General features: G+C 72.9%; 17 protein-coding genes. 11 read left to right on the forward strand and 6 right to left on the reverse strand.

What is annotated here, in order from left to right; genetic code table 11:
• The first annotated feature begins 3 nt into the window (after window positions 1-3).
• Window positions 4-909 carry a ribonuclease Z gene (locus ACIRO3_RS10665; RefSeq protein WP_361784168.1) on the forward strand — a complete coding sequence of 302 codons (906 nt, stop codon included), beginning with the start codon at window positions 4-6 and terminating at the stop codon, window positions 907-909.
• Here ACIRO3_RS10665 and ACIRO3_RS10670 read toward each other — a convergent pair.
• Window positions 906-2,339, reverse strand: coding sequence for an MFS transporter (locus tag ACIRO3_RS10670; protein ID WP_404134747.1), 1,434 nt, complete (start codon window positions 2,337-2,339; stop codon window positions 906-908). The genes ACIRO3_RS10665 and ACIRO3_RS10670 overlap by 4 nt on opposite strands.
• A gap of 275 nt (window positions 2,340-2,614) precedes the next feature.
• Here ACIRO3_RS10670 and ACIRO3_RS10675 point away from each other — a divergent pair, with 275 nt between their 5' ends.
• The 6 genes from ACIRO3_RS10675 to ACIRO3_RS10700 all read left to right on the forward strand — a co-directional run bounded on the left by ACIRO3_RS10675 (window position 2,615) and on the right by ACIRO3_RS10700 (window position 7,558).
• Entirely contained in the window at window positions 2,615-3,679 is a 1,065-nt protein-coding gene (locus ACIRO3_RS10675; protein ID WP_404135309.1) for a PfkB family carbohydrate kinase, read from the forward strand.
• A 189-nt stretch (window positions 3,680-3,868) separates the two neighbouring features.
• Window positions 3,869-4,921 (forward strand): PhoH family protein, encoded by a 1,053-nt coding sequence (locus tag ACIRO3_RS10680; protein ID WP_365999210.1) that lies wholly within the window; start codon window positions 3,869-3,871, stop codon window positions 4,919-4,921.
• Window positions 4,922-4,934: 13 nt separating this feature from the next.
• Window positions 4,935-5,432: an rRNA maturation RNase YbeY gene (gene ybeY, locus ACIRO3_RS10685; RefSeq protein ID WP_053681985.1), complete on the forward strand. Its 498-nt coding sequence runs from the start codon at window positions 4,935-4,937 to the stop codon at window positions 5,430-5,432.
• The gene (locus tag ACIRO3_RS10690) at window positions 5,429-6,775 is read left to right on the forward strand and encodes a hemolysin family protein (protein ID WP_404134750.1); all 1,347 of its coding nucleotides are present in this window, start codon (window positions 5,429-5,431) and stop codon (window positions 6,773-6,775) included. Before ybeY ends, ACIRO3_RS10690 begins: the two co-directional genes overlap by 4 nt.
• Window positions 6,772-7,125 (forward strand): MmcQ/YjbR family DNA-binding protein, encoded by a 354-nt coding sequence (locus ACIRO3_RS10695; protein WP_404134753.1) that lies wholly within the window; start codon window positions 6,772-6,774, stop codon window positions 7,123-7,125. The genes ACIRO3_RS10690 and ACIRO3_RS10695 overlap by 4 nt, the downstream gene beginning before the upstream one ends.
• A gap of 70 nt (window positions 7,126-7,195) precedes the next feature.
• Window positions 7,196-7,558, forward strand: coding sequence for a cytidine deaminase (locus tag ACIRO3_RS10700; protein WP_361784183.1), 363 nt, complete (start codon window positions 7,196-7,198; stop codon window positions 7,556-7,558).
• Window positions 7,559-7,653: 95 nt separating this feature from the next.
• On the opposite strand, the gene ACIRO3_RS10705 is transcribed toward ACIRO3_RS10700, so the two are convergent.
• Window positions 7,654-8,928, reverse strand: coding sequence for an MFS transporter (locus ACIRO3_RS10705; RefSeq protein WP_404135312.1), 1,275 nt, complete (start codon window positions 8,926-8,928; stop codon window positions 7,654-7,656).
• Between the two features lie 113 nt (window positions 8,929-9,041).
• Here ACIRO3_RS10705 and ACIRO3_RS10710 point away from each other — a divergent pair, with 113 nt between their 5' ends.
• Both ACIRO3_RS10710 and era read left to right on the forward strand, forming a co-directional pair.
• Window positions 9,042-10,082, forward strand: a complete 1,041-nt coding sequence (locus ACIRO3_RS10710) for a GlxA family transcriptional regulator (RefSeq protein WP_404134757.1) — start codon at window positions 9,042-9,044, stop codon at window positions 10,080-10,082.
• Window positions 10,083-11,057: 975 nt separating this feature from the next.
• Window positions 11,058-12,008: a GTPase Era gene (gene era, locus ACIRO3_RS10715; RefSeq protein WP_404135315.1), complete on the forward strand. Its 951-nt coding sequence runs from the start codon at window positions 11,058-11,060 to the stop codon at window positions 12,006-12,008.
• Between the two features lie 99 nt (window positions 12,009-12,107).
• Here the strand turns inward: era and ACIRO3_RS10720 are convergent, their stop codons facing one another.
• The 4 genes from ACIRO3_RS10720 to ACIRO3_RS10735 all read right to left on the reverse strand — a co-directional run bounded on the left by ACIRO3_RS10720 (window position 12,108) and on the right by ACIRO3_RS10735 (window position 15,183).
• A complete protein-coding gene (locus tag ACIRO3_RS10720; protein WP_404134760.1) occupies window positions 12,108-12,782 on the reverse strand; it encodes an SAM-dependent methyltransferase in 675 nt (224 codons plus the stop codon).
• A 149-nt stretch (window positions 12,783-12,931) separates the two neighbouring features.
• Window positions 12,932-13,744, reverse strand: coding sequence for a GNAT family N-acetyltransferase (locus ACIRO3_RS10725; protein ID WP_365999206.1), 813 nt, complete (start codon window positions 13,742-13,744; stop codon window positions 12,932-12,934).
• Between the two features lie 76 nt (window positions 13,745-13,820).
• Window positions 13,821-14,090, reverse strand: coding sequence for a protealysin inhibitor emfourin (locus ACIRO3_RS10730; protein ID WP_361784195.1), 270 nt, complete (start codon window positions 14,088-14,090; stop codon window positions 13,821-13,823).
• Window positions 14,091-14,118: 28 nt separating this feature from the next.
• Complete coding sequence (locus ACIRO3_RS10735) at window positions 14,119-15,183, reverse strand: M4 family metallopeptidase (RefSeq protein ID WP_404134764.1); 1,065 nt, start codon at window positions 15,181-15,183, stop codon at window positions 14,119-14,121.
• 366 nt (window positions 15,184-15,549) lie between these two features.
• Between ACIRO3_RS10735 and leuA the strand changes: the two genes are divergently transcribed.
• Window positions 15,550-17,313: a 2-isopropylmalate synthase gene (leuA, locus tag ACIRO3_RS10740; protein ID WP_361784201.1), complete on the forward strand. Its 1,764-nt coding sequence runs from the start codon at window positions 15,550-15,552 to the stop codon at window positions 17,311-17,313.
• Window positions 17,314-17,712: 399 nt separating this feature from the next.
• Window positions 17,713-18,408 (forward strand): TerB family tellurite resistance protein, encoded by a 696-nt coding sequence (locus tag ACIRO3_RS10745; protein WP_361784204.1) that lies wholly within the window; start codon window positions 17,713-17,715, stop codon window positions 18,406-18,408.
• Window positions 18,409-18,805: the final 397 nt, after the last annotated feature.

Consider the following 18,805-nt stretch of genomic DNA (forward strand, 5'->3'; position numbering starts at 1 on the left):
GCCGTGTCCGCAAGAGAGTTCGTGGTGCTGGGCACCGCCAGCCAGGTTCCCACCCGCAGTCGCAACCACAACGGCTACCTGCTGCGCTGGGACGGCGAGGGCATCCTCTTCGACCCGGGCGAGGGCACCCAGCGCCAGATGCTGCGCGCCGGGGTCGCCGCGCACGACATCAACCGGATCTGTGTCACCCACTTCCACGGTGACCACAGCCTCGGCCTGGCCGGGGTGATCCAGCGGATCAACCTCGACCGGGTGCCGCACCCGGTCACCGCGCACTACCCGGCCTCGGGGCAGAAGTTCTTCGACCGGCTCCGGTACGCCACCGCCTACCGGGAGACCGTCCCGCTCCGGGAGGAACCGGTGGCCGCTGACGGGACGTTGGCGCGCGGGGCCGGGTACGCCCTGGAGGCGCGACTGCTCTCCCACCCCGTGGAGGCCTTCGGCTACCGACTCACCGAGCAGGACGGGCGCCGCATGGTGCCCGGTCTGCTCGCGGAACGCGGGATCAAGGGCCCGGACGTGGGCCGGCTGCTGCGCGAGGGCGAGTTGAACGGGGTCACCCTGGACGACGTCAGCGTGCACAGGCCCGGGCAGCGGTTCGCGTTCGTCATGGACACCCGGCTCTGCGAGGGCGTGTACGCGCTCGCGGAGGGCTGCGACCTGCTGGTGATCGAGTCGACCTTCCTCGACGAGGACGAGCGACTCGCCACCGACCACGGGCACCTGACCGCCGGTCAGGCGGCGCGGGTGGCGCGCGACGCGGGCGTGCGGCACCTGGTGCTGACGCACTTCTCGCAGCGCTACTCGGACCCGAGCGAGTTCGAGCGGCAGGCCCGTGCGGCCGGCTACGCGGGCGAACTGACGATCGCGGCCGACCTCGTACGGGTACCCGTACCGAAGCGGCGCTAGTGCGGTGACCGGGAGGGTTCACCGCCCTGGACCGAGACGTGCCGCCGGCGTGCCCCGGCCCCGGCCCCGGCCTCGGTACGGGCGCGGGCGCGCCGGGCCGCCGGGGAGAGCAGCAGCACCCGGCGGGGTGACCGGCGTACGGGGCGCACGGTGATCTCGGCGACCTCCAGCTCCGGTGCGCCGACCCGGGGCACCGCGCCCGTCGGGGCGCCCGCGCTCGCGGCCAGCACGGCCGCCGGCGCGCCGCCGCGGCGCCGGACCGAGCCCGGCACCAGCGGCCGGCCGCCCGCGTGCAGTGCGACGGCGGTCATCGGCCAGGCCACCGCCAGCAGCAGGGCGCCCAGGGCCAGACCCATGCCGGGGAAGCCGACGGCCTCGGCGAGCAGGCTGCCGGTGACGGGCCCGCAGGCCACCCCGAGGGAGGAGGCGGAGCCGGCCAGCACCGCCCAGCGGCCGCGCGGGTCCAGGGCGGCGGCGAGGCCGATGACGTAGGAGAGGACCACCGGGTAGAAGGCGTTCCAGACGATCTCCCCGGCCGCGAAGCCGGCCAGGTCCCGCGCGGAGGTGGCCCCCACCACGCAGCAGGCGATCACCGCGGTGCCCGCCCCGATCGGGACGGCCCGGCCCCACCGGGAGCCGAGGGCGGAGGCGGCCGTGACGCCGACCAGGCCGGCGCCCAGCGCCGCCGCGAAGACCATGCCGAGGGTGACCTCGGACAGCCCCGCCTGCTCGGAGCCGATCCGACCGCTGACCCCCCACAGGGAGTTCTGGGCCAGTGACCACAGCAGCAGGCCGCCCGCCAGGACCACGCCGGCGCGCGGGTAGGGAAGCCGCCCGGAGGCCCGTACGGCGGGGCCGTGCTCGGCCGGGCCGCCGAGGCGGGAGGTCGCGGGCCAGACCGCCGCGGCGACCAGCGCGATCGCGGCGAACGGCAGCCCGTGCCCGAGCAGGTCGCCGCCGAACCGGGGCAGCGTCAGGTAGAGCGCGCCCGCGGTCGCCGACACCGACAGCAGCCCGAGGGCGGAGGTGCGGTGCGGGTCGCGCGTCCCGGCGATCCCGGAGGCGGCCACGGCGGTCGCCGTCCCGGATCCGAAGCCGCCGACCACGGCGCCCACGACGACGAGGGGTAGGAGGGAGGTCGACGCCGCCGTGCCGTAGCCCGCGACGGCGAGGAGCAGTCCGAGCCGGGCCAGGACGCGGGGCCCGTGGTGGGGGATGCGGGACGCGAGGGTGAACCCGGCGCCGGCGGATCCGAGCAACAGGGACGAGCCGATCAGGCCGGCCTCGGCGGGACTCAGCGGCAGGTACGCGTCGAGCCGGCCGACCACGGTCGGGAGGAGGTAGGGCGCCGCGTATCCGGCTGTGAAAAGGGCCACCAGGGGCCGGCCGGCGGGGTGCGCGGACGAGGGCGCGGGGGAGGTGATCGACACGGGTGTTTCCGTTGCTGCGCAGCTGGAACGAGGGTTCCGGAGAGTGGGCGGTGCACCTGTTTATCAAGCGCCCGCCGGTCGACAGAAGAGCATCTCGGCGGTGATGTGCGTCACACTGGGGTTTGCATCGGCCGAACCGGGGCATGGGTGCCTGCTTTCCCCCTCAAGCCGACTTGCAGAAACGACTCTTCGACACTGTTACGCACCTACGATCCGCACACGCACGAAACGGGGAGCACACCGTGACCAGTCGGGACAGCCGCATCAGCCGAGCCATGAAACTGGACCCGCTCGGTCCGGTGCGGGATCCCCAAGAACCGGGCTGCGACGTCTTCCTGACGGGAACGGTCTTCCTCGACATCATCTTCACCGGACTGGACTCCGCCCCCGTCCGCGGCACGGAATCCTGGGCGCGCGGCATGGGATCCAGCCCCGGCGGCGTCGCCAACATGGCCGCCGCGCTCGCCCGGCTCGGCCTGCGGACCTCGCTCGCCGCGGCCTTCGGCGACGACCACTACGGCGAGTACTGCTGGGACGCGCTCGAACAGGGCGAGGGCATCGACCTGTCGATGTCCCACACCCTCCCCGGCTGGCACAGCCCCGTCACCGTCTCCATGGCGTACGAGGGCGAGCGCACGATGGTCTCCCACGGCCACGAGGCCCCGCCCCCGGCGGGCCCCGACCCCTTCCCGCTGTGCCCGCCGCGAGCCCGCGCGGCCGTGGCCTCACTGGCGCCGGGCCGGGGCGAGCCCTGGGTCGCCGAGGCGGCCCGGCAGGGATCGCTGGTCTTCGCCGACGTGGGCTGGGACGAGAGCGGGCGGTGGGACCTGGGGGCACTGGCCGACCTGGAGCACTGCGAGGCCTTCCTGCCGAACGCGGGCGAGGCGATGCGCTACACCCGGACCGACTGCCCGCGCGCGGCGGCCCGGGCCCTGGCCGAGAGGGTGCCGCTCGCGGTGGTGACCATGGGCGCGGAGGGCTCGTACGCGGTCGACGGGCGGACCGGGGAGACGGCGGAGGTCCCGGCGATCGTCGTGGACGCGCTGGACCCGACCGGCGCCGGTGACGTGTACGTGGCGGGGTTCGTGACGGGCACCCTCGCGGAGTGGCCGCTCGTGGACCGGCTGGCCTTCGCGGGGCTGACGGCCGCGCTGTCCGTCCAGGAGTTCGGCGGCTCCCTGTCGGCCCCCGGCTGGCCCGAGGTCGCGCACTGGTGGCAGACGGCCCCGGCCGAGCTGCGGGGCCGGTACGCCTTCCTGGAGGAGCTGGTCCCGTCCGGGACCACACCGGGACCGAGGCGCCGCGCGGTCCCCACGATCGGATTCCGGCACCCGGTCTAGATCCCGTCGGATTCCGGGGGGTCCGCGGCCGGCCGCCGGGCCCCGCCGGGGGCGGGCGGCGACAGGCCGGGGCGCGTGCGGGAAAACCTCTCGGGTAAGCGGCGGGGGAGTCGTACCCTTGGTAGTCCGGTGGTCGACGACCCGAGCGACCCCTCAGTGGGAGGTATGCGCAGGCCACAGTGCCGGCCCATGACTCAGACACCGACAGCCCCCACCCCCGCGCCGGGCCAGGCGCGCGCCCACTTCACCGTTCCGGCCACCCATCCCATGGTGACCGTGCTCGGATCGGGCGACGCCCTGTTGCGCGTGATCGAGAAGGCCTTCCCGAAGGCCGACATCCATGTTCGGGGCAATCAGGTCAGCGCGATCGGAGACGCGACGGAAGTCGCGTTGATCCAGCGCCTGTTCGACGAGATGATGCTGGTGCTCCGCACCGGGCAGTCGATGACGGAGGACGCAGTGGAACGCTCGATCGCCATGCTCAAGGCGAACGGCAACGGCGACGGCGACGGGGGGGACGAGACACCCGCCGAGGTGCTCACGCAGAACATCCTGTCCAGCCGCGGCCGGACCATCCGTCCCAAGACCCTCAACCAGAAGCGGTACGTCGACGCGATCGACAAGAACACGATCGTGTTCGGCATCGGTCCCGCGGGCACCGGCAAGACCTACCTGGCCATGGCCAAGGCGGTCCAGGCCCTGCAGTCGAAGCAGGTCAGCCGGATCATCCTGACCCGCCCCGCCGTCGAGGCGGGCGAACGGCTCGGCTTCCTTCCCGGCACGCTGTTCGACAAGATCGACCCGTACCTGCGCCCGCTCTACGACGCGCTGCACGACATGATCGACCCGGATTCGATCCCGCGCCTCATGGCCGCCGGGACCATCGAGGTGGCCCCCCTGGCCTACATGCGGGGCAGGACCCTGAACGAGGCGTTCGTGGTGCTCGACGAGGCGCAGAACACCACCACCGAGCAGATGAAGATGTTCCTGACCCGGCTCGGCTTCGACTCAAAGATCGTCGTCACCGGCGACGTGACGCAGGTCGACCTCCCGGGCGGGGCCAAGAGCGGTCTGCGTCAGGTGCAGGACATCCTGGAAGGGGTGCCGGACATCCACTTCTCGCGGCTCACGTCGGAGGATGTCGTCCGGCACAAGCTGGTCGGCCGTATCGTCGACGCGTACGAGAAGTACGACGACAGCCGGGACGCCACGCAGTCCCGGAACGGCTACCAGCGGAAGTAGAACCCAGCGCACCATGTCGATCGACGTCAACAACGAGTCCGGAATCGAGGTCGACGAGCAGGCGATCCTCGACATCGCCCGCTACGCGCTCGCCCGGATGAGGATCCACCCCCTGTCCGAGCTCTCCGTCATCGTCGTCGACGAGGCGGCGATGGAGCAGCTCCACATCCAGTGGATGGACCTGCCCGGACCCACCGACGTCATGTCCTTCCCGATGGACGAACTCCGTCCGCCGGCGAAGGACGACGAGGAGCCCCCGCAGGGGCTCCTCGGCGACATCGTCCTGTGTCCGGAGGTCGCCAAGCGGCAGGGCGAGGAAGCGCCGACGCGGCACTCCATGGACGAGGAGCTCGGGCTCCTGACGGTCCACGGGGTGCTGCACCTGCTCGGGTACGACCACGAGGAGCCGGACGAGAAGGCCGAGATGTTCGGCCTCCAGGCGGCCATCGTCGACGGCTGGCGCGGTGAGCGCGGCCTGACCGGTCCGTCACCCGCGCCCACCGTCTCGTGAACGCCGCCCAACTCATCACCGGCGCGGTCCTGCTGGTGGTGGTCGCCTGGTTCGCGGCGTGCGCCGAGTCCGGGATCGCCCGCATCTCCGCCTTCCGGGCCGAGCAGGCCGTACGGGAGGGGCGGCGCGGCAGCGCGAAGCTCCTCCAGGTCTCCGCCGACCCCACCCGCTACCTGAACGTCGCGCTGTTGGTGCGGGTGACCTGCGAGATGGCGGCGGGCGTGCTCGTCACGTACGTCTGCCTCGACGAGTTCGGCGACACCTGGACCGCGCTGCTGGTGGCCATCGGGGTGATGGTGTTGGTGTCGTTCGTCGCCGTGGGGGTGTCGCCGCGCACCATCGGCCGGCAGCACCCGCTGAACACGGCGACGGCGGCCTCGTACGTCCTCGTGCCCCTCGCGCGGATCATGGGGCCGATCCCGCAGCTCCTCATCCTCATCGGCAACGCGCTCACGCCCGGGAAGGGCTTCCGCAAGGGGCCGTTCGCCTCCGAGGCCGAGCTGCGGGCCATGGTGGACCTGGCGGAGAAGGAATCGCTGATCGAGGACGACGAGCGGCGGATGGTGCACCAGGTCTTCGAACTCGGGGACACCCTGGTGCGCGAGGTGATGGTGCCGCGCACGGACCTGGTCTGCATCGAGCGGTACAAGACGATCCGTCAGGCGACCACGCTGGCACTGCGGTCCGGTTTCTCGCGCATCCCGGTGACCGGGGAGAACGAGGACGACATCGTCGGGATCGTCTACCTCAAGGACCTCGTCCGCAAGACGCACATCAGCCGTGAGGCGGAGTCCGACCTGGTCTCGACGGCGATGCGGCCGGCGGTCTTCGTGCCGGACACCAAGAACGCCGGTGACCTGCTGCGCGAGATGCAGTCGGTGCGCAACCACGTGGCCGTCGTCATCGACGAGTACGGCGGCACGGCGGGCATCGTCACCATCGAGGACATCCTGGAGGAGATCGTCGGCGAGATCACCGACGAGTACGACCGCGAGCTGCCGCCCGTCGAGGACCTGGGCGAGGACCGCTACCGGGTCACGGCCCGGCTCGACATCACCGACCTCGGGGAGCTGTTCGGGGTCGAGGCCTTCGACGACGAGGACGTGGAGACGGTCGGCGGGCTGCTGGCCAAGGCGCTGGGCCGGGTGCCGATCGCCGGTGCCTCGGCGACCGTGGACCTGCCCGAACCGGACGGGCGGCCGCTGCGGCTGACGGCGGAGTCCCCGGCGGGGCGGCGGAACAAGATCGTGACGGTGCTGGTGGAGCCGGTGGTCGCGGCGGCCGGCGGGGCCGAGGAGGGCTCGGCCGCGGCGGCCGCCGAGGCCGAGGAGGGCTCGGAGTGACCCCGGAGCAACTGCGGGCGTTCTGCCTGGACTTCAACGGGGCGGTGGAGGAGTTCCCCTTCACGCCCGAGACCTCGGTGTTCAAGGTGCTGGGGAAGGTGTTCGCGCTGTCGGCGCTGGGCGCCTCGCCGTTGAAGATCAACCTCAAGTGCGATCCGGACCTCGCGGTGCGGCTGCGGGCGGACCACGAGGCGATCGTGCCGGGTTGGCACATGAACAAGCGGCACTGGAACACGGTGACGGTGGGCGGGCTGCCGGACTCGATGGTCCGGGAGCTGGTGGAGGACTCGTACGACCTCGTGGTCGCCGGGCTGCCGAAGGCGGAACGGCTGCGGCTCGACCGACCGTGACGTGCGGCGACCGGAGGCGTGCGGTGGGGTCGTCGCACAGCCCGCCGCGGCGCTCCCTATGCTTTCGTCCATGACGGACAGCACCGGGAACGCCGGGATCGACCCCGAGGACAGCAAGATCATCACGCTGGCGCGCAGCGCCCGCGCCCGCAACGGGGTGCCCGAGGGCGCGGCGGTGCGGGACGAGACGGGTCGCACGTACGTCGCCGGGACCGTGGACCTGGACTCCCTCAAGCTGAGCGCGCTCCAGACGGCCGTCGCCATGGCCGTGGCCAGCGGGGCGCGGTCCCTGGAGGCCGCGGCCGTGGTCAGTGCGGCCGACGCCCCGGCCGACGCCGACCGCGCCGCGGTCCGCGACCTCGGCGGCCCGGACACCCCGGTCCTCCTCGCGGCCCCGGACGGCACCCTCAGGTCCACCACCCCGGCCGGCTGACGGCCCGGGTTCCGGGCCCCGGGGCCGGCGGCGTCCGCCGCCGCGTCCTCGACGTCCGCCGCGCCGGGTCACTCCCGGTCGCCGGGGCGGATCGCTCAGGCCGTCGCCGCGGCGGGTCGGCGGCGGATGACCATCGCCATCAGCGCGGCCATCGCGCACAGGCCGCCCGAGGCGTACCAGACCAGGTCGTACGAGCCGAAGGCGTCGCGGGCCAGACCGCCCAGGAAGGCCACCACGGCCGCGCCCACCTGGTGCGAGGCCAGGACCCAGCCGAAGACGATCGCACCGTCCTCCCCGAACTGCTCGCGGCACAGTGCGATGGTCGGCGGGACGGTGGCGACCCAGTCCAGGCCGTAGAAGATGATGAAGAAGATCATCGGCGGATGGACGGACGGGGCCAGCAGCATCGGCAGGAACATCAGCGAGATCCCGCGCAGGGCGTAGTACACGGCCAGCAGGCGGCGCGCCTCGAAGCGGTCGGTGAACCAGCCCGAGGCGATCGTGCCGACGACGTCGAACACGCCGATGACCGCGAGCAGTCCGGCGGCGGCCGTCACCGGCATGCCGTGGTCGTGGGCCGCCGGCACGAAGTGGGTCCGCACCAGGCCGTTCGTGGAGGCGCCGCAGATCGCGAAGGTGCCGGCGAGCAGCCAGAAGGGGCCGGTGCGGGCCGCCTTGAACAGCACCGTCAGCGCCCGGCGGGCGGCTCCCGGAACCGGGGCGGGCTTCTCCGCGTAGGCGCCCCCGTACGGCGCGAGGCCCACGTCCGCCGGGTGGTCGTGCAGCAGCAGCCAGACGAACGGGACGACCACCAGCGCCGCGAGCGACACGGTGACCGCCGCCGGGCGCCATCCGTGGTGCTCGACCAGCCAGGACAGCAGCGGCAGGAAGATCAGCTGGCCGGACGCCCCGGCCGCGGTCAGGATGCCCGTGACGAGCCCGCGCCGGGCGGTGAACCAGCGGTTGGTGACCGTGGCCGCGAAGGCCAGCGCCATCGAACCGCTGCCCAGCCCCACCAGTACGCCCCAGAACAGGATCAGTTGCCAGGACTCGGTCATCCAGAGCGTGGCCACGGTGCCGCCGGATATGACCAGCAGGGCGACGGCGACCACCTTGCGGATGCCGAAGCGGTCCATCAGGGCCGCCGCGAAGGGCGCGGTGAGCCCGTACAGGGCGAGGTTGACCGAGACGGCGAGGCCGATCGTGCCGCGCGACCAGTCGAACTCCTCGTGCAGCGGCTCGATGAGCAGGCCGGGCAGGGAGGCGGAGGCGGCCGCGCCGATGATCGTCACGAAGGCGACGGCCGCGGCGAACCAGGCGCGGTGGACGCGCCCCGGCTTCCGCGGAGCCGCGGGGGCGGCGGCGGGCACGGGTGCGGGCGTGGGAGCGGGTGTGGAGGCTGTCTGCGTCACGCGGTCAGCTTCCGGCCCGCGGGCGGCCGTACGACAGTGGCCTGACCGACATGCTTCGATACGATCGGGCCATGGAGCCCCGCGCGCACCGTGTCGTCGTCCTCGCCCTCGCCGGGCTGCTGCCCTTCGAGCTGGGCATCCCGCACCGGATCTTCGGATACGCCAAGGACCCGGCGGGGCGGCCGTTCTACGAGACGCTCACCTGCGCGCTCAGCGCCGGACCGGTGGCCACGGACGCCGACTTCGCGGTCCACGTCGAGCACGGCCCGGAGCTGCTCGCCACCGCCGACACGGTGGTGGTGCCCGCCTCGTACGAACTGGGGCCGGTGTACAAGGAAGGGCGACTGACCGAGGCGCTCGCCGCGGCCCTCACCCACATCCGCCCCGGCACCCGGCTGGTCTCCATCTGCACGGGAGGCTACGTCCTCGCCGCGGGCGGCTACCTCGACGGCCGGCGGGCGACCACCCACTGGGCCTCCGCCGAGCACTTCCAGCGGCTCTTCCCGGCCGTGCGGGTCGATCCCGGCGTGCTCTACACCGACGACGGGGACGTGCTGACCTCCGCCGGAGTCGCCGCCGGCATCGACCTGTGCCTGCACATCGTGCGCCGCGACCACGGCGCGGCCGTGGCCAACGAGGTGGCGCGGCGGACCGTCGTACCGCCCCACCGGGACGGTGGACAGGCCCAGTTCATCGAACGCCCGTTTCCCGAGGAGCGGTCGGCCGGCACCACGGCGGCCCGCGCCTGGATGCTGGACCGGCTGCACGAGCCCATCCGGTTGAGCGACCTGGCCCGGCAGGAGTCCATGTCGGTACGGACGTTCACGCGCCGGTTCCGCGAGGAGTCCGGGGTCAGCCCGGGGGAGTGGATCGTCGGGCAGCGGGTGGAGCGTGCCCGGCGCCTGCTGGAGCGTACGGAACTGGCGATGGAGCTGGTGGCACGGGAGGCGGGCTTCGGGACGGCGCAGTCGCTGCGCAAGCACGTGCAGGCCGCGTTGGGGGTGAGTCCGACGGCGTACCGGCGCACGTTCCGGGCGGCGGGCGCCCCGGCCGCGGCGGACACCCTCCCATCCTCTGATGGGTCATCAGCTGTTGCCGGTTCCGTGCATTGACTTCTCCCGCCGTCCGCTCGTGAATGGCCCCCTGCCGGGGCGGCGCCGGCCGCCGCCGAGGGGGAGTCGCCGCCCCCGGGGCAGGTGCGGTTCCCCACGCACTGCCTCCCGCCCCAGAGGCCGGGCTGCCGCCCGCCGCCGGACCGGCGGCGGCCGCGGACAACGGCCAGGGGTCCGTGCTCCCCGCCGCCAACACCGTCGGACAGCGCCCCTGCTTCCACCTGGCCGCCGCGCCCGGCACGTCGCCCGGGACACCGTCACCGTCGCCAACCGCACCGACCGCCCCCGTCTCTTCCGGCTCTACGCCGCCGACGCCTACAACACCGCCCGCGACGGCGGGTTCGCGGTCCGCGGCCCCGACGAGCCACCGCCGCCCGGGTCGTGCTCGCGCGGGAGCGGGTGACCGTGCCGGCCCGGGGATCGGTCGACGTCGGGTTCGCGGTCACCGTCCCCGACCGGGCCGAGCCCGGCGACCACCCCGGCGCCGCCGTGGCCCTGGAGGACCGCCCCGCCGGCGCGGGCGCCGGCATCGACGTACGGCAGGCGGTCGCCGCCCGCCTCCACCTCCGGGTCACCGGACCGACGGCCCCCGCCCTGGCCGTCCGGGACGTCCGGGTCGGCGGGAGCGGCGGACGCGCCCAGGTCACGTACACGCTCCACAACCTCGGCAATGTCACCCTCCGACCCCGCGCCGTCCTCACCGTCTCCGGTGCCTTCGGTCGCACCCTGTCGCAGCGGACCCTCACCGGACTGCCGACCGAGCTGCTGCCGGGCCGGGAAGTGCGGCTGAGCAGCAGGTGGGACGGCCCGCCCGCGCTGGAGTGGACCCGGTTGACGATCCGGGCGCAGGCCCCGGGGGCCACCGCCGAGGGCGCCGTCGACCATGCCGCGCACCCCCTCCTGACCACCTTCCTGGCGGGCGCTTCGGCCGCCTCGGCGGTGGGCTGGTCGGCGCTGGGAGCCGCATCGGGGAGAATGGCCCGTATGAGCGATCGTTCCCCCGAGCCCACCGCCCCGCACCGCGCGGGCTTCGCATGCTTCGTCGGCCGCCCCAACGCGGGGAAGTCGACCCTGACCAACGCGCTCGTGGGCACCAAGGTCGCGATCACCTCCAACCGGCCGCAGACCACGCGCCACACGGTCCGCGGCATCGTGCACCGCCCGGACGCCCAGCTGGTGCTGGTCGACACCCCCGGCCTGCACAAGCCGCGCACCCTGCTCGGCGAGCGCCTCAACGACGTCGTCCGGTCCACCTGGTCCGAGGTCGACGTCATCGGCTTCTGCCTGCCGGCCGACCAGAAGCTCGGGCCCGGCGACAAGTTCATCGCGAAGGAACTCGCGGGGATCAAGAAGACCCCCAAGATCGCCATCGTGACGAAGACCGACCTGGTCGAGTCCAAGCAGCTCGCCGAACAGCTCCTGGCCATCCACCAGCTCGCCGCCGAGCTGGGCTTCGAGTGGGCCGAGATCGTCCCGGTCTCGGCCGTCGGCGACAGCCAGGTCCAGCTGCTGGCCGACCTGATCGCGCCGCTGCTGCCCGAGAGCCCGCCGCTGTACCCCGAGGGCGACCTCACCGACGAGCCCGAGATGGTGATGGTCGCGGAACTGATCCGCGAGGCCGCGCTGGAAGGCGTACGGGACGAGCTCCCGCACTCCATCGCCGTCGTGGTCGAGGAGATGATCCCCCGGGAGAACCGCCCGGCGGACCGCCCGCTGCTCGACATCCACGCGAACGTCTACATCGAGCGGCCCAGCCAGAAGGGCATCATCATCGGCCCGAAGGGCTCCCGCCTGAAGGAGGTCGGGATGAAGTCGCGCAAGCACATCGAGGCGTTGCTCGGCACCCCGGTCTTCCTCGACCTGCACGTGAAGGTCGCCAAGGACTGGCAGCGCGATCCCAAGCAGCTGCGCAAGCTCGGTTTCTGACCGGGCCCCGGTACGCACCCGCGCACCAGGGCTGCACGCACCCGCGCACCAGGGCGCACGCACTCACGCACCAAGGCTCACGCACTCACGCACCAAGGCTCACGCACCAGGCAGGCGGCGGACCTTCACCGCGTTGTCCAACCGGGTCCCGGGCCGGCCGTCAGGCCGGTTCTGGACCCGTTCGTGCTCCTCGGCCAGCAGGACCTCCCAGGCACCCTCCGGCAGCTCCAGTTCCGCGACGACCTCGGCGGGCGTCGGGAAGCGCACGCCCTCGACCGGCGGCTCCTGCCAGGGGGCCCAGCCCGCGTGGCCGACGATCAGCAGGATCCCGCCGGGCGCCACCGCCCCGGCCGCCCGGCGCAGGATCCGCTCGCGCGGGAACTCCCCGTACGAGTGCAGGAAGCAGGCGGAGACCAGGTCGTACTCGCCGGCCGGGAACGACTGCGCGAAGTCGTGCCGCTGCCACTCCACCCGGTCGCCGACGCCGGCGTCCACGGCGTGCGAGGCCGCTCGTTCCAGGGCCACCCCGGAGATGTCGGTGGCGGTCACCCGCCAGCCCCGTCGGGCCAGCCAGACGGCGTCGCCGCCCTCACCGCAACCGAGGTCCAGGGCCCGACCGGGGGCGAGGTCCCCCGCCTCGCGGACCAGGGCGGCATTGGCCTCGCCGCTCCAGACGCGGTCGTTCTCCCGGTAGCGGCCGTCCCAGAACTCCTCGCCCGTGACACCGGGCTCCGGGGTGGGCGGCTGGGCGTGGGTGTGCGCGTGGTCGGACACGGGGACCTCTGTCTCTGCGGGGAACGGGCACGGGCCAGGCTCCGGCGGTCCGGGTGCCTGTGCCGCCGATGCTCCGCCCGGCCACCCCGCATCGCCAAACACTCTTGCCGTTTCGGCAACCGCGCCCGCCGACCTGGCGGCCCGAGGGACTACTCGGCGGGCTCGACCGGCTCCGCGATGAGGGCCGTCGCCACGCGGCGGAAACCGATCCGGCCGTAGATCCGGGCCACGTCCTCGTCCCCCGCCGACAGGAACACCGTCCGGGCCCCGCCCGCCAGCGCCCGCTCCACCAGCGCCGCCGTCACGCCGAGGGCCAGGCCCTGCCGGCGCGCCGCGGGGAGGGTACCGACGGCGACGACCTCGGCGACGTCGCCGACCGGGATGTACTGGCCCGAGCAGAGCACCACGCCGTCCCGTACGGCCGCGGCCATGCCCGTGCCGCCCGAGGCGAGCTGATCCGACACCCTCGCGCGGCGCGGTTCCACCGAGGGATCCGTCAGGGCCGCCGCCAGTTCGCTCGGTCCGGCCTCGCCCGGCGCCGTGCCCGGGGCGGCGAACGCCAGCATCGGCACGGTCACCGCCGCCGCGAGCAGGGGGTCGTCCGCGCCGAGGATCCGTACGTCCGGATGCGCCGGGGTCGGCCGCACGGACTCCAGCACCATCAACGGGTGGGAGCTGACGCGCAGTCCCGCCGCCTCCACCGCGGCCCGCAACGAGGGGCTGTTTTCGGCCACCCATTCGAAGGCCTCGGGCACCTTCAGCTCCCGCTGGCGGGCGAGGACCCGCTCGACATCGGCCGCGGAGGCCTCGGGTCCGCCCAGCGCGGGCCGCGCGTAGTACGGCCATCCCGCGCCCTCCCGTACGAACAGGGTCAGCGGCCCGAAGTCCTCGGCCCGGGCTCCGCCCACGCGCGGGACCGTGTCGTAGTACCGCTCCAGGGCGGAAAGAATCTCTGTGGTCATCCGGCAATCCAAGCAAAGCGCCCGCGCGCGGGCCTCCGAATTACCGAGGGGTCCCCGCGGGCGCCCGAGGGGCCGCCTACGCGCCCTCCTTCAGCACGCGCGAGATCAGATCGCGTTGGGCGTCCGACAGGTACGGCTCCGCGCAGGACACGGTGCGCCCGTCCACCGTGATCCGGTAGGAGAACCCGTCCCGCACCCGGTCCGGGCCGTGTCCCGGCGGACCGGGCAGCAGGGCCTGTCGGGCCAGCAGCCCCCACTCGTCCTCGTCCGGCCGGCCCGAGGTGTCCACCTCGGCCCGGCGCTCGATGCCCGCGAAACCGCCCGTCCGCACCACCAGAATCCGCATGCCCGCCTTCATACCCCGGATCGGCCGCCTACCCCAGACCGACCGTCGACCACGCCTTCTGGAGCGCCTGGTGCTCGGGGCCGCCGTCCCCGTGCCGCGCGACGGCCGCCGCCGTCGACAGTCGGGCGAAGTCCGCGAACTGCGCGTCCGGGGCGAGCTCCCCGCCGGTGAGGGTGTCGTACCAGATCTGTCCGGCCCGCTCCCACGCCTTGCCGCCCAGCTCGGTCGCCACGATGTAGAAGGCGTGGTTCGGGATGCCGGAGTTGATGTGCACGCCGCCGTTGTCGCTGTGCGTGCTGACGTAGTCGTCCATGGACGCCGGCTGCGGGTCCTTGCCGAGCTCGTCGTCGTCGTACGCCGTGCCGGGCGCCTTCATCGAGCGCAGCGCGACCCCGCTGACCCGGGGTCCCAGCAGTCCCGCGCCGATCAGCCAGTCCGCCTGGTCCGCGGTCTGCTCCAGCGAGTACTGCTTGATCAGGGAGCCGAAGACGTCGGACATCGACTCGTTCAGGGCTCCCGACTGGCCCCGGTACTCCAGGTTGGCCGTGTACTGGGTGACGCCGTGGGTCAGCTCGTGGCCGATCACGTCCACCGGCACCGTGAAGTCGAGGAAGAGTTCCCCGTCCCCGTCGCCGAAGACCATCTGGCGGCCGTCCCAGAAGGCGTTGCTGTAGTCCTCGTCGTAGTGCACGGTCGCGTCCAGGGCCAGCCCCGCGTCGTCGATCGAGTGCCTGCCGAAGCCCTTGAGGAAGAGTTCGTACGTGGCCCCGAGCCCGGCGTACGCGCGGTTGACGGTGGCGTCCCTCGTCGGGGCGTCGCCCTCCCCGCGCACCTTCGTCCCGGGGAGCCGGGTGCGGTGCAGCGCGTCGTGGACGGTGCGGCGCGGCTCGTCGGACACGGGCGTGCCGAGCGTGGGGGCGACGCCCCGGACGGTGGTGACCCGGCGCCGGGTGCGCAGCAGGGAGTCGCGTTCGAGGGTGCGCTGCGCCGCGTCGGCGCGACGGGTGTCCTCGGATCGGGCGATCCGGTCGAGGAGGTGGGGCGGGACCACCGTGCAGAAGACGGGGTGCTCGGGGTGATGAGAGGCGTCCATGCTGGGCAATGTGGCAGTGCGTGATCTCGCTGTCACTAGCAGCGACCATGATTCATTCGGTTGTCTGAAAGCGCCCGCGCCACGTTGACGGATCGACCGGACCTGACGGCCGGGAAAGAGCTTTACCTCACAAACGGTGCAAACCGGACCACCCGGTCTTGCATACTGAAACAGGTCCTCGCATCACGGCGCGGCTCGGCTAGGCTCGACGCATCATGCGTTTCGGGCTGCTTCTCCTTAGCTGCCGCGGCGAGGGTCTGTAGTCGTAGGCCGGCCCCCTCCCCGCGGAGTTCGGTGTCGCGGTTTTGCGACCGCCCGTCGGCCGTCCCAGCGAACCACACGCGGACACGCGAGGAGCCCTACGCCATGAGCCAGCAGCCTTTTGTCGGTCGCCCCACGCCCATCACCAACGCGACCCACACCCAGCGCCCCTCCGGGATGCCGATCCACAAGTACGGCTTCTACGAGCAGGTCGAGATCCCGGACCGCACCTGGCCGAACGCCCGCGTCACCAAGGCCCCCCGCTGGCTGTCCACCGACCTGCGCGACGGCAACCAGTCGCTGATCGACCCGATGACCCCCGCCCGCAAGCGCGAGATGTTCGACCTGCTGGTGCGCATGGGCTACAAGGAGATCGAGGTCGGCTTCCCGTCCTCCGGCGAGACCGACTTCAACTTCGTGCGCTCCATCATCGAAGAGGGCGCGATCCCGGACGACGTCACCATCTCCGTACTGACCCAGGCCCGCGAGGACCTGATCGAACGGACCGTGGAGTCCCTGGTCGGCGCCCGGCGCGCGACCGTCCACCTGTACAACGCGACCGCCCCGACCTTCCGCCGGGTCGTCTTCCGCGGCTCCAAGGAGCAGATCAAGCAGATCGCCGTCGACGGCACCCGCCTGGTCATGGAGTACGCGGAGAAGCTGCTGGGCCCCGAGACCACCTTCGGCTACCAGTACAGCCCGGAGATCTTCACCGACACCGAGCTGGACTTCGCCCTGGAGGTCTGCGAGGCCGTCTGTGACGTCTGGCAGCCCGGCGAGGGCCGCGAGATCATCCTGAACCTGCCCGCCACCGTGGAGCGTTCGACGCCGTCCACGCACGCGGACCGCTTCGAGTGGATGGCCCGCAACCTGACCCGCCGCGAGCACGTCTGCATCTCCGTACACCCCCACAACGACCGCGGCACCGCCGTCGCCGCCGCCGAGCTGGCCCTGATGGCCGGCGCCGACCGCATCGAGGGCTGCCTGTTCGGGCAGGGCGAACGCACCGGCAACGTCGACCTGATCACGCTGGGCATGAACCTGTTCTCCCAGGGCATCGACCCGCAGATCGACTTCTCGCAGATCGACGAGATCCGTCGCACCAGCGAGTACTGCAACCAGATGGAGGTCCACCCGCGCCACCCCTACGCGGGCGACCTGGTCTACACCGCCTTCTCCGGCTCCCACCAGGACGCCATCAAGAAGGGCTTCGACGCGATGGAGGCCGACGCGGCCGCCGCCGGCAAGACGGTCGACGACATCGAGTGGGCGGTCCCGTACCTGCCCATCGACCCCAAGGACGTCGGCCGTTCCTACGAGGCGGTCATCCGCGTCAACTCGCAGTCCGGCAAGGGCGGCATCGCGTACGTCCTGAAGAACGACCACAAGCTGGACCTGCCGCGCCGCATGCAGATCGAGTTCTCCCGGATCATCCAGGCCAAGACCGACGCCGAGGGCGGCGAGGTCACGCCGAAGGCGATCTGGGACGTGTTCTCGGACGAGTACCTGCCGAACCCGCAGAACCCGTGGGGCCGCATCCAGCTGCGCTCCGGCTCGACGGCCACCGACAAGGACGGCACGGACACGCTGACCGTCGAGGCCGTCGTGGACGGCGTCGACGCCGTACTGACCGGCACCGGCAACGGTCCGATCTCGGCCTTCTTCGACGCCCTGGCCGGCATCGGCATCGACGCCCGCCTGCTGGACTACACCGAGCACACGATGAGCGAGGGCGCCTCCGCCGTGGCCGCCTCGTACATCGAGTGCGCGATCGACGGCCGCGTCCTGTGGGGCATCGGCACCGACGCCAACACCACCCGCGCCTCCCTGAAGGCGGTCATCTCCGCCGTCAACCGCGCGGGCCGCTGACCCTCCCCGGATCCAACCGTCCGGAACCCCGCCGCTCCACCCGGAGCGGCGGGGTTCCGCGCGTCACGGGTGAGCGGGACGTCAGCGGCGCGACGTCCGCGCCGCTCCGTCCGGATGGTGCGGGCGGCCCCGGCGTTGACGCGGATCCCGCCCGCCGCGCGAACCGGCACGAGCCGGCCCGGGGGGCCGACGCCCCCTGCCCCGCCAGGCCGAACGCCGTCCGGGCGGGCCGGAATCGGGCAGGCGGAGATCGGCCAAGTCCCGGATCCGGGGGATGTTGTCTTGTCACACGACTGACACATCCTCACCGATGTGGCTAACATCACGCCAACCCGGGCGATGGTGCCAGGGGGTCCCGCCCGTGCCCGAAGGGCCACGGGGGAGTTACGGAGGTGCGACGTGCTGCCAGCTCGGGATGGGGACGGCCGGAAGCTGACGGCCTGGGGCATCCGGACCACCTGGAGCACCGTGGGCGACGGGGAGTTCTTCTGCCCCGGCTGCGGGGGCGACCGCAACTACCGCCGCCGCACCGGCCACCGCAGGTTCACCGTCCTCGGAGTCCCGCTGTTGCCGCGCGGCGAGGCCGGGCCCGTCGTCGAATGTCAGGCCTGTCGGGAGCGCTACGACACCGACGTACTGGACCACCTGACCACCACCCGCTTCTCGTCGCTGCTCCGGGACGCGGTCCACACGGTGACCCTCGCCGTGCTCGCGGCGGGCGGAACCTCCTCCCAGAGCGCGCTGGAGGCCGCCGTGTCGGCCGTACGGTCCGCCGGGTTCCAGGACTGCACCGAGGAGCAGTTGGAGTCCCTGGTGGACGCCCTGACCGCCGACGAGGGCCGACTGGGGCTGTACGACGGCCCGGAGTGCCGCGGGGCCGCGCTGTCGATAGAGCTCCACGAGACCCTGGAACCGCTGGCCCCGCACCTGGCCGCCCCCGGCCGCGCCTCGCTGCTGCTCCAGGGCGCGCGGGTCGCCCTCGCCGACGGGCCGTACACCCCGGCCGAGCGCGAGGTGCTGGCCACCGTGGGCGCCGCGCTGCGGATGGACACGGACGAGGTGGCGCGGCTGCTGTCGGCGGTCCGGGCCCCGTAGGTCCGGGCCCGTGGCGTAGGTCCGGGCCCGTGGCTCCGGGCTCCTTGGGGTCCGCCCGCGCTCTCCGGTGCGGCCACGCGCGCCCGGACACCGTGCGCCCCGACCGTCCCGGCCGCCCCGATCGCATCCGAAACCGCGCGGCGCGTCCCTCCTCGACGTAACGATCCGGCCTCGCGGAGCCGGACCGGGGCGCCGCGCGGCGCGTGCGACGGGCTGGAACGAGCCACTCCGCGAGCAGGGCGCCTGGCCGCCCGATGGCTGGAACCATGCGCTCGGCTTTGCCGTGTCGAACGCCGGCGAAAGAGGATCCGCGCAGGTCACCGCCGCGTCCGCACCGCGAGCGCAGTACGGGTGCGGTACGGGCGGCGACCCGGGCGGCCCGCCGTACATACGCGTT

Source organism: Streptomyces sp. NPDC102278 (genome assembly GCF_044766345.1).
GTDB lineage: Bacteria > Actinomycetota > Actinomycetes > Streptomycetales > Streptomycetaceae > Streptomyces.

What these genes read in the sequence shown, in the direction of transcription:
- ACIRO3_RS10675 (WP_404135309.1), top strand. Translation starts at nt 2,615, where the DNA reads ATGAAACTGGACCCGCTCGGTCCGGTGCGGGATCCCCAAGAACCGGGC.
- ACIRO3_RS10680 (WP_365999210.1), top strand. Translation starts at nt 3,869, where the DNA reads ATGACTCAGACACCGACAGCCCCCACCCCCGCGCCGGGCCAGGCGCGC.
- ybeY (WP_053681985.1), top strand. Translation starts at nt 4,935, where the DNA reads ATGTCGATCGACGTCAACAACGAGTCCGGAATCGAGGTCGACGAGCAG.
- ACIRO3_RS10700 (WP_361784183.1), top strand. Translation starts at nt 7,196, where the DNA reads ATGACGGACAGCACCGGGAACGCCGGGATCGACCCCGAGGACAGCAAG.
- ACIRO3_RS10710 (WP_404134757.1), top strand. Translation starts at nt 9,042, where the DNA reads ATGGAGCCCCGCGCGCACCGTGTCGTCGTCCTCGCCCTCGCCGGGCTG.
- era (WP_404135315.1), top strand. Translation starts at nt 11,058, where the DNA reads ATGGCCCGTATGAGCGATCGTTCCCCCGAGCCCACCGCCCCGCACCGC.
- ACIRO3_RS10725 (WP_365999206.1), bottom strand. Translation starts at nt 13,744, where the DNA reads ATGACCACAGAGATTCTTTCCGCCCTGGAGCGGTACTACGACACGGTC.
- ACIRO3_RS10730 (WP_361784195.1), bottom strand. Translation starts at nt 14,090, where the DNA reads ATGCGGATTCTGGTGGTGCGGACGGGCGGTTTCGCGGGCATCGAGCGC.
- ACIRO3_RS10735 (WP_404134764.1), bottom strand. Translation starts at nt 15,183, where the DNA reads ATGGACGCCTCTCATCACCCCGAGCACCCCGTCTTCTGCACGGTGGTC.
- leuA (WP_361784201.1), top strand. Translation starts at nt 15,550, where the DNA reads ATGAGCCAGCAGCCTTTTGTCGGTCGCCCCACGCCCATCACCAACGCG.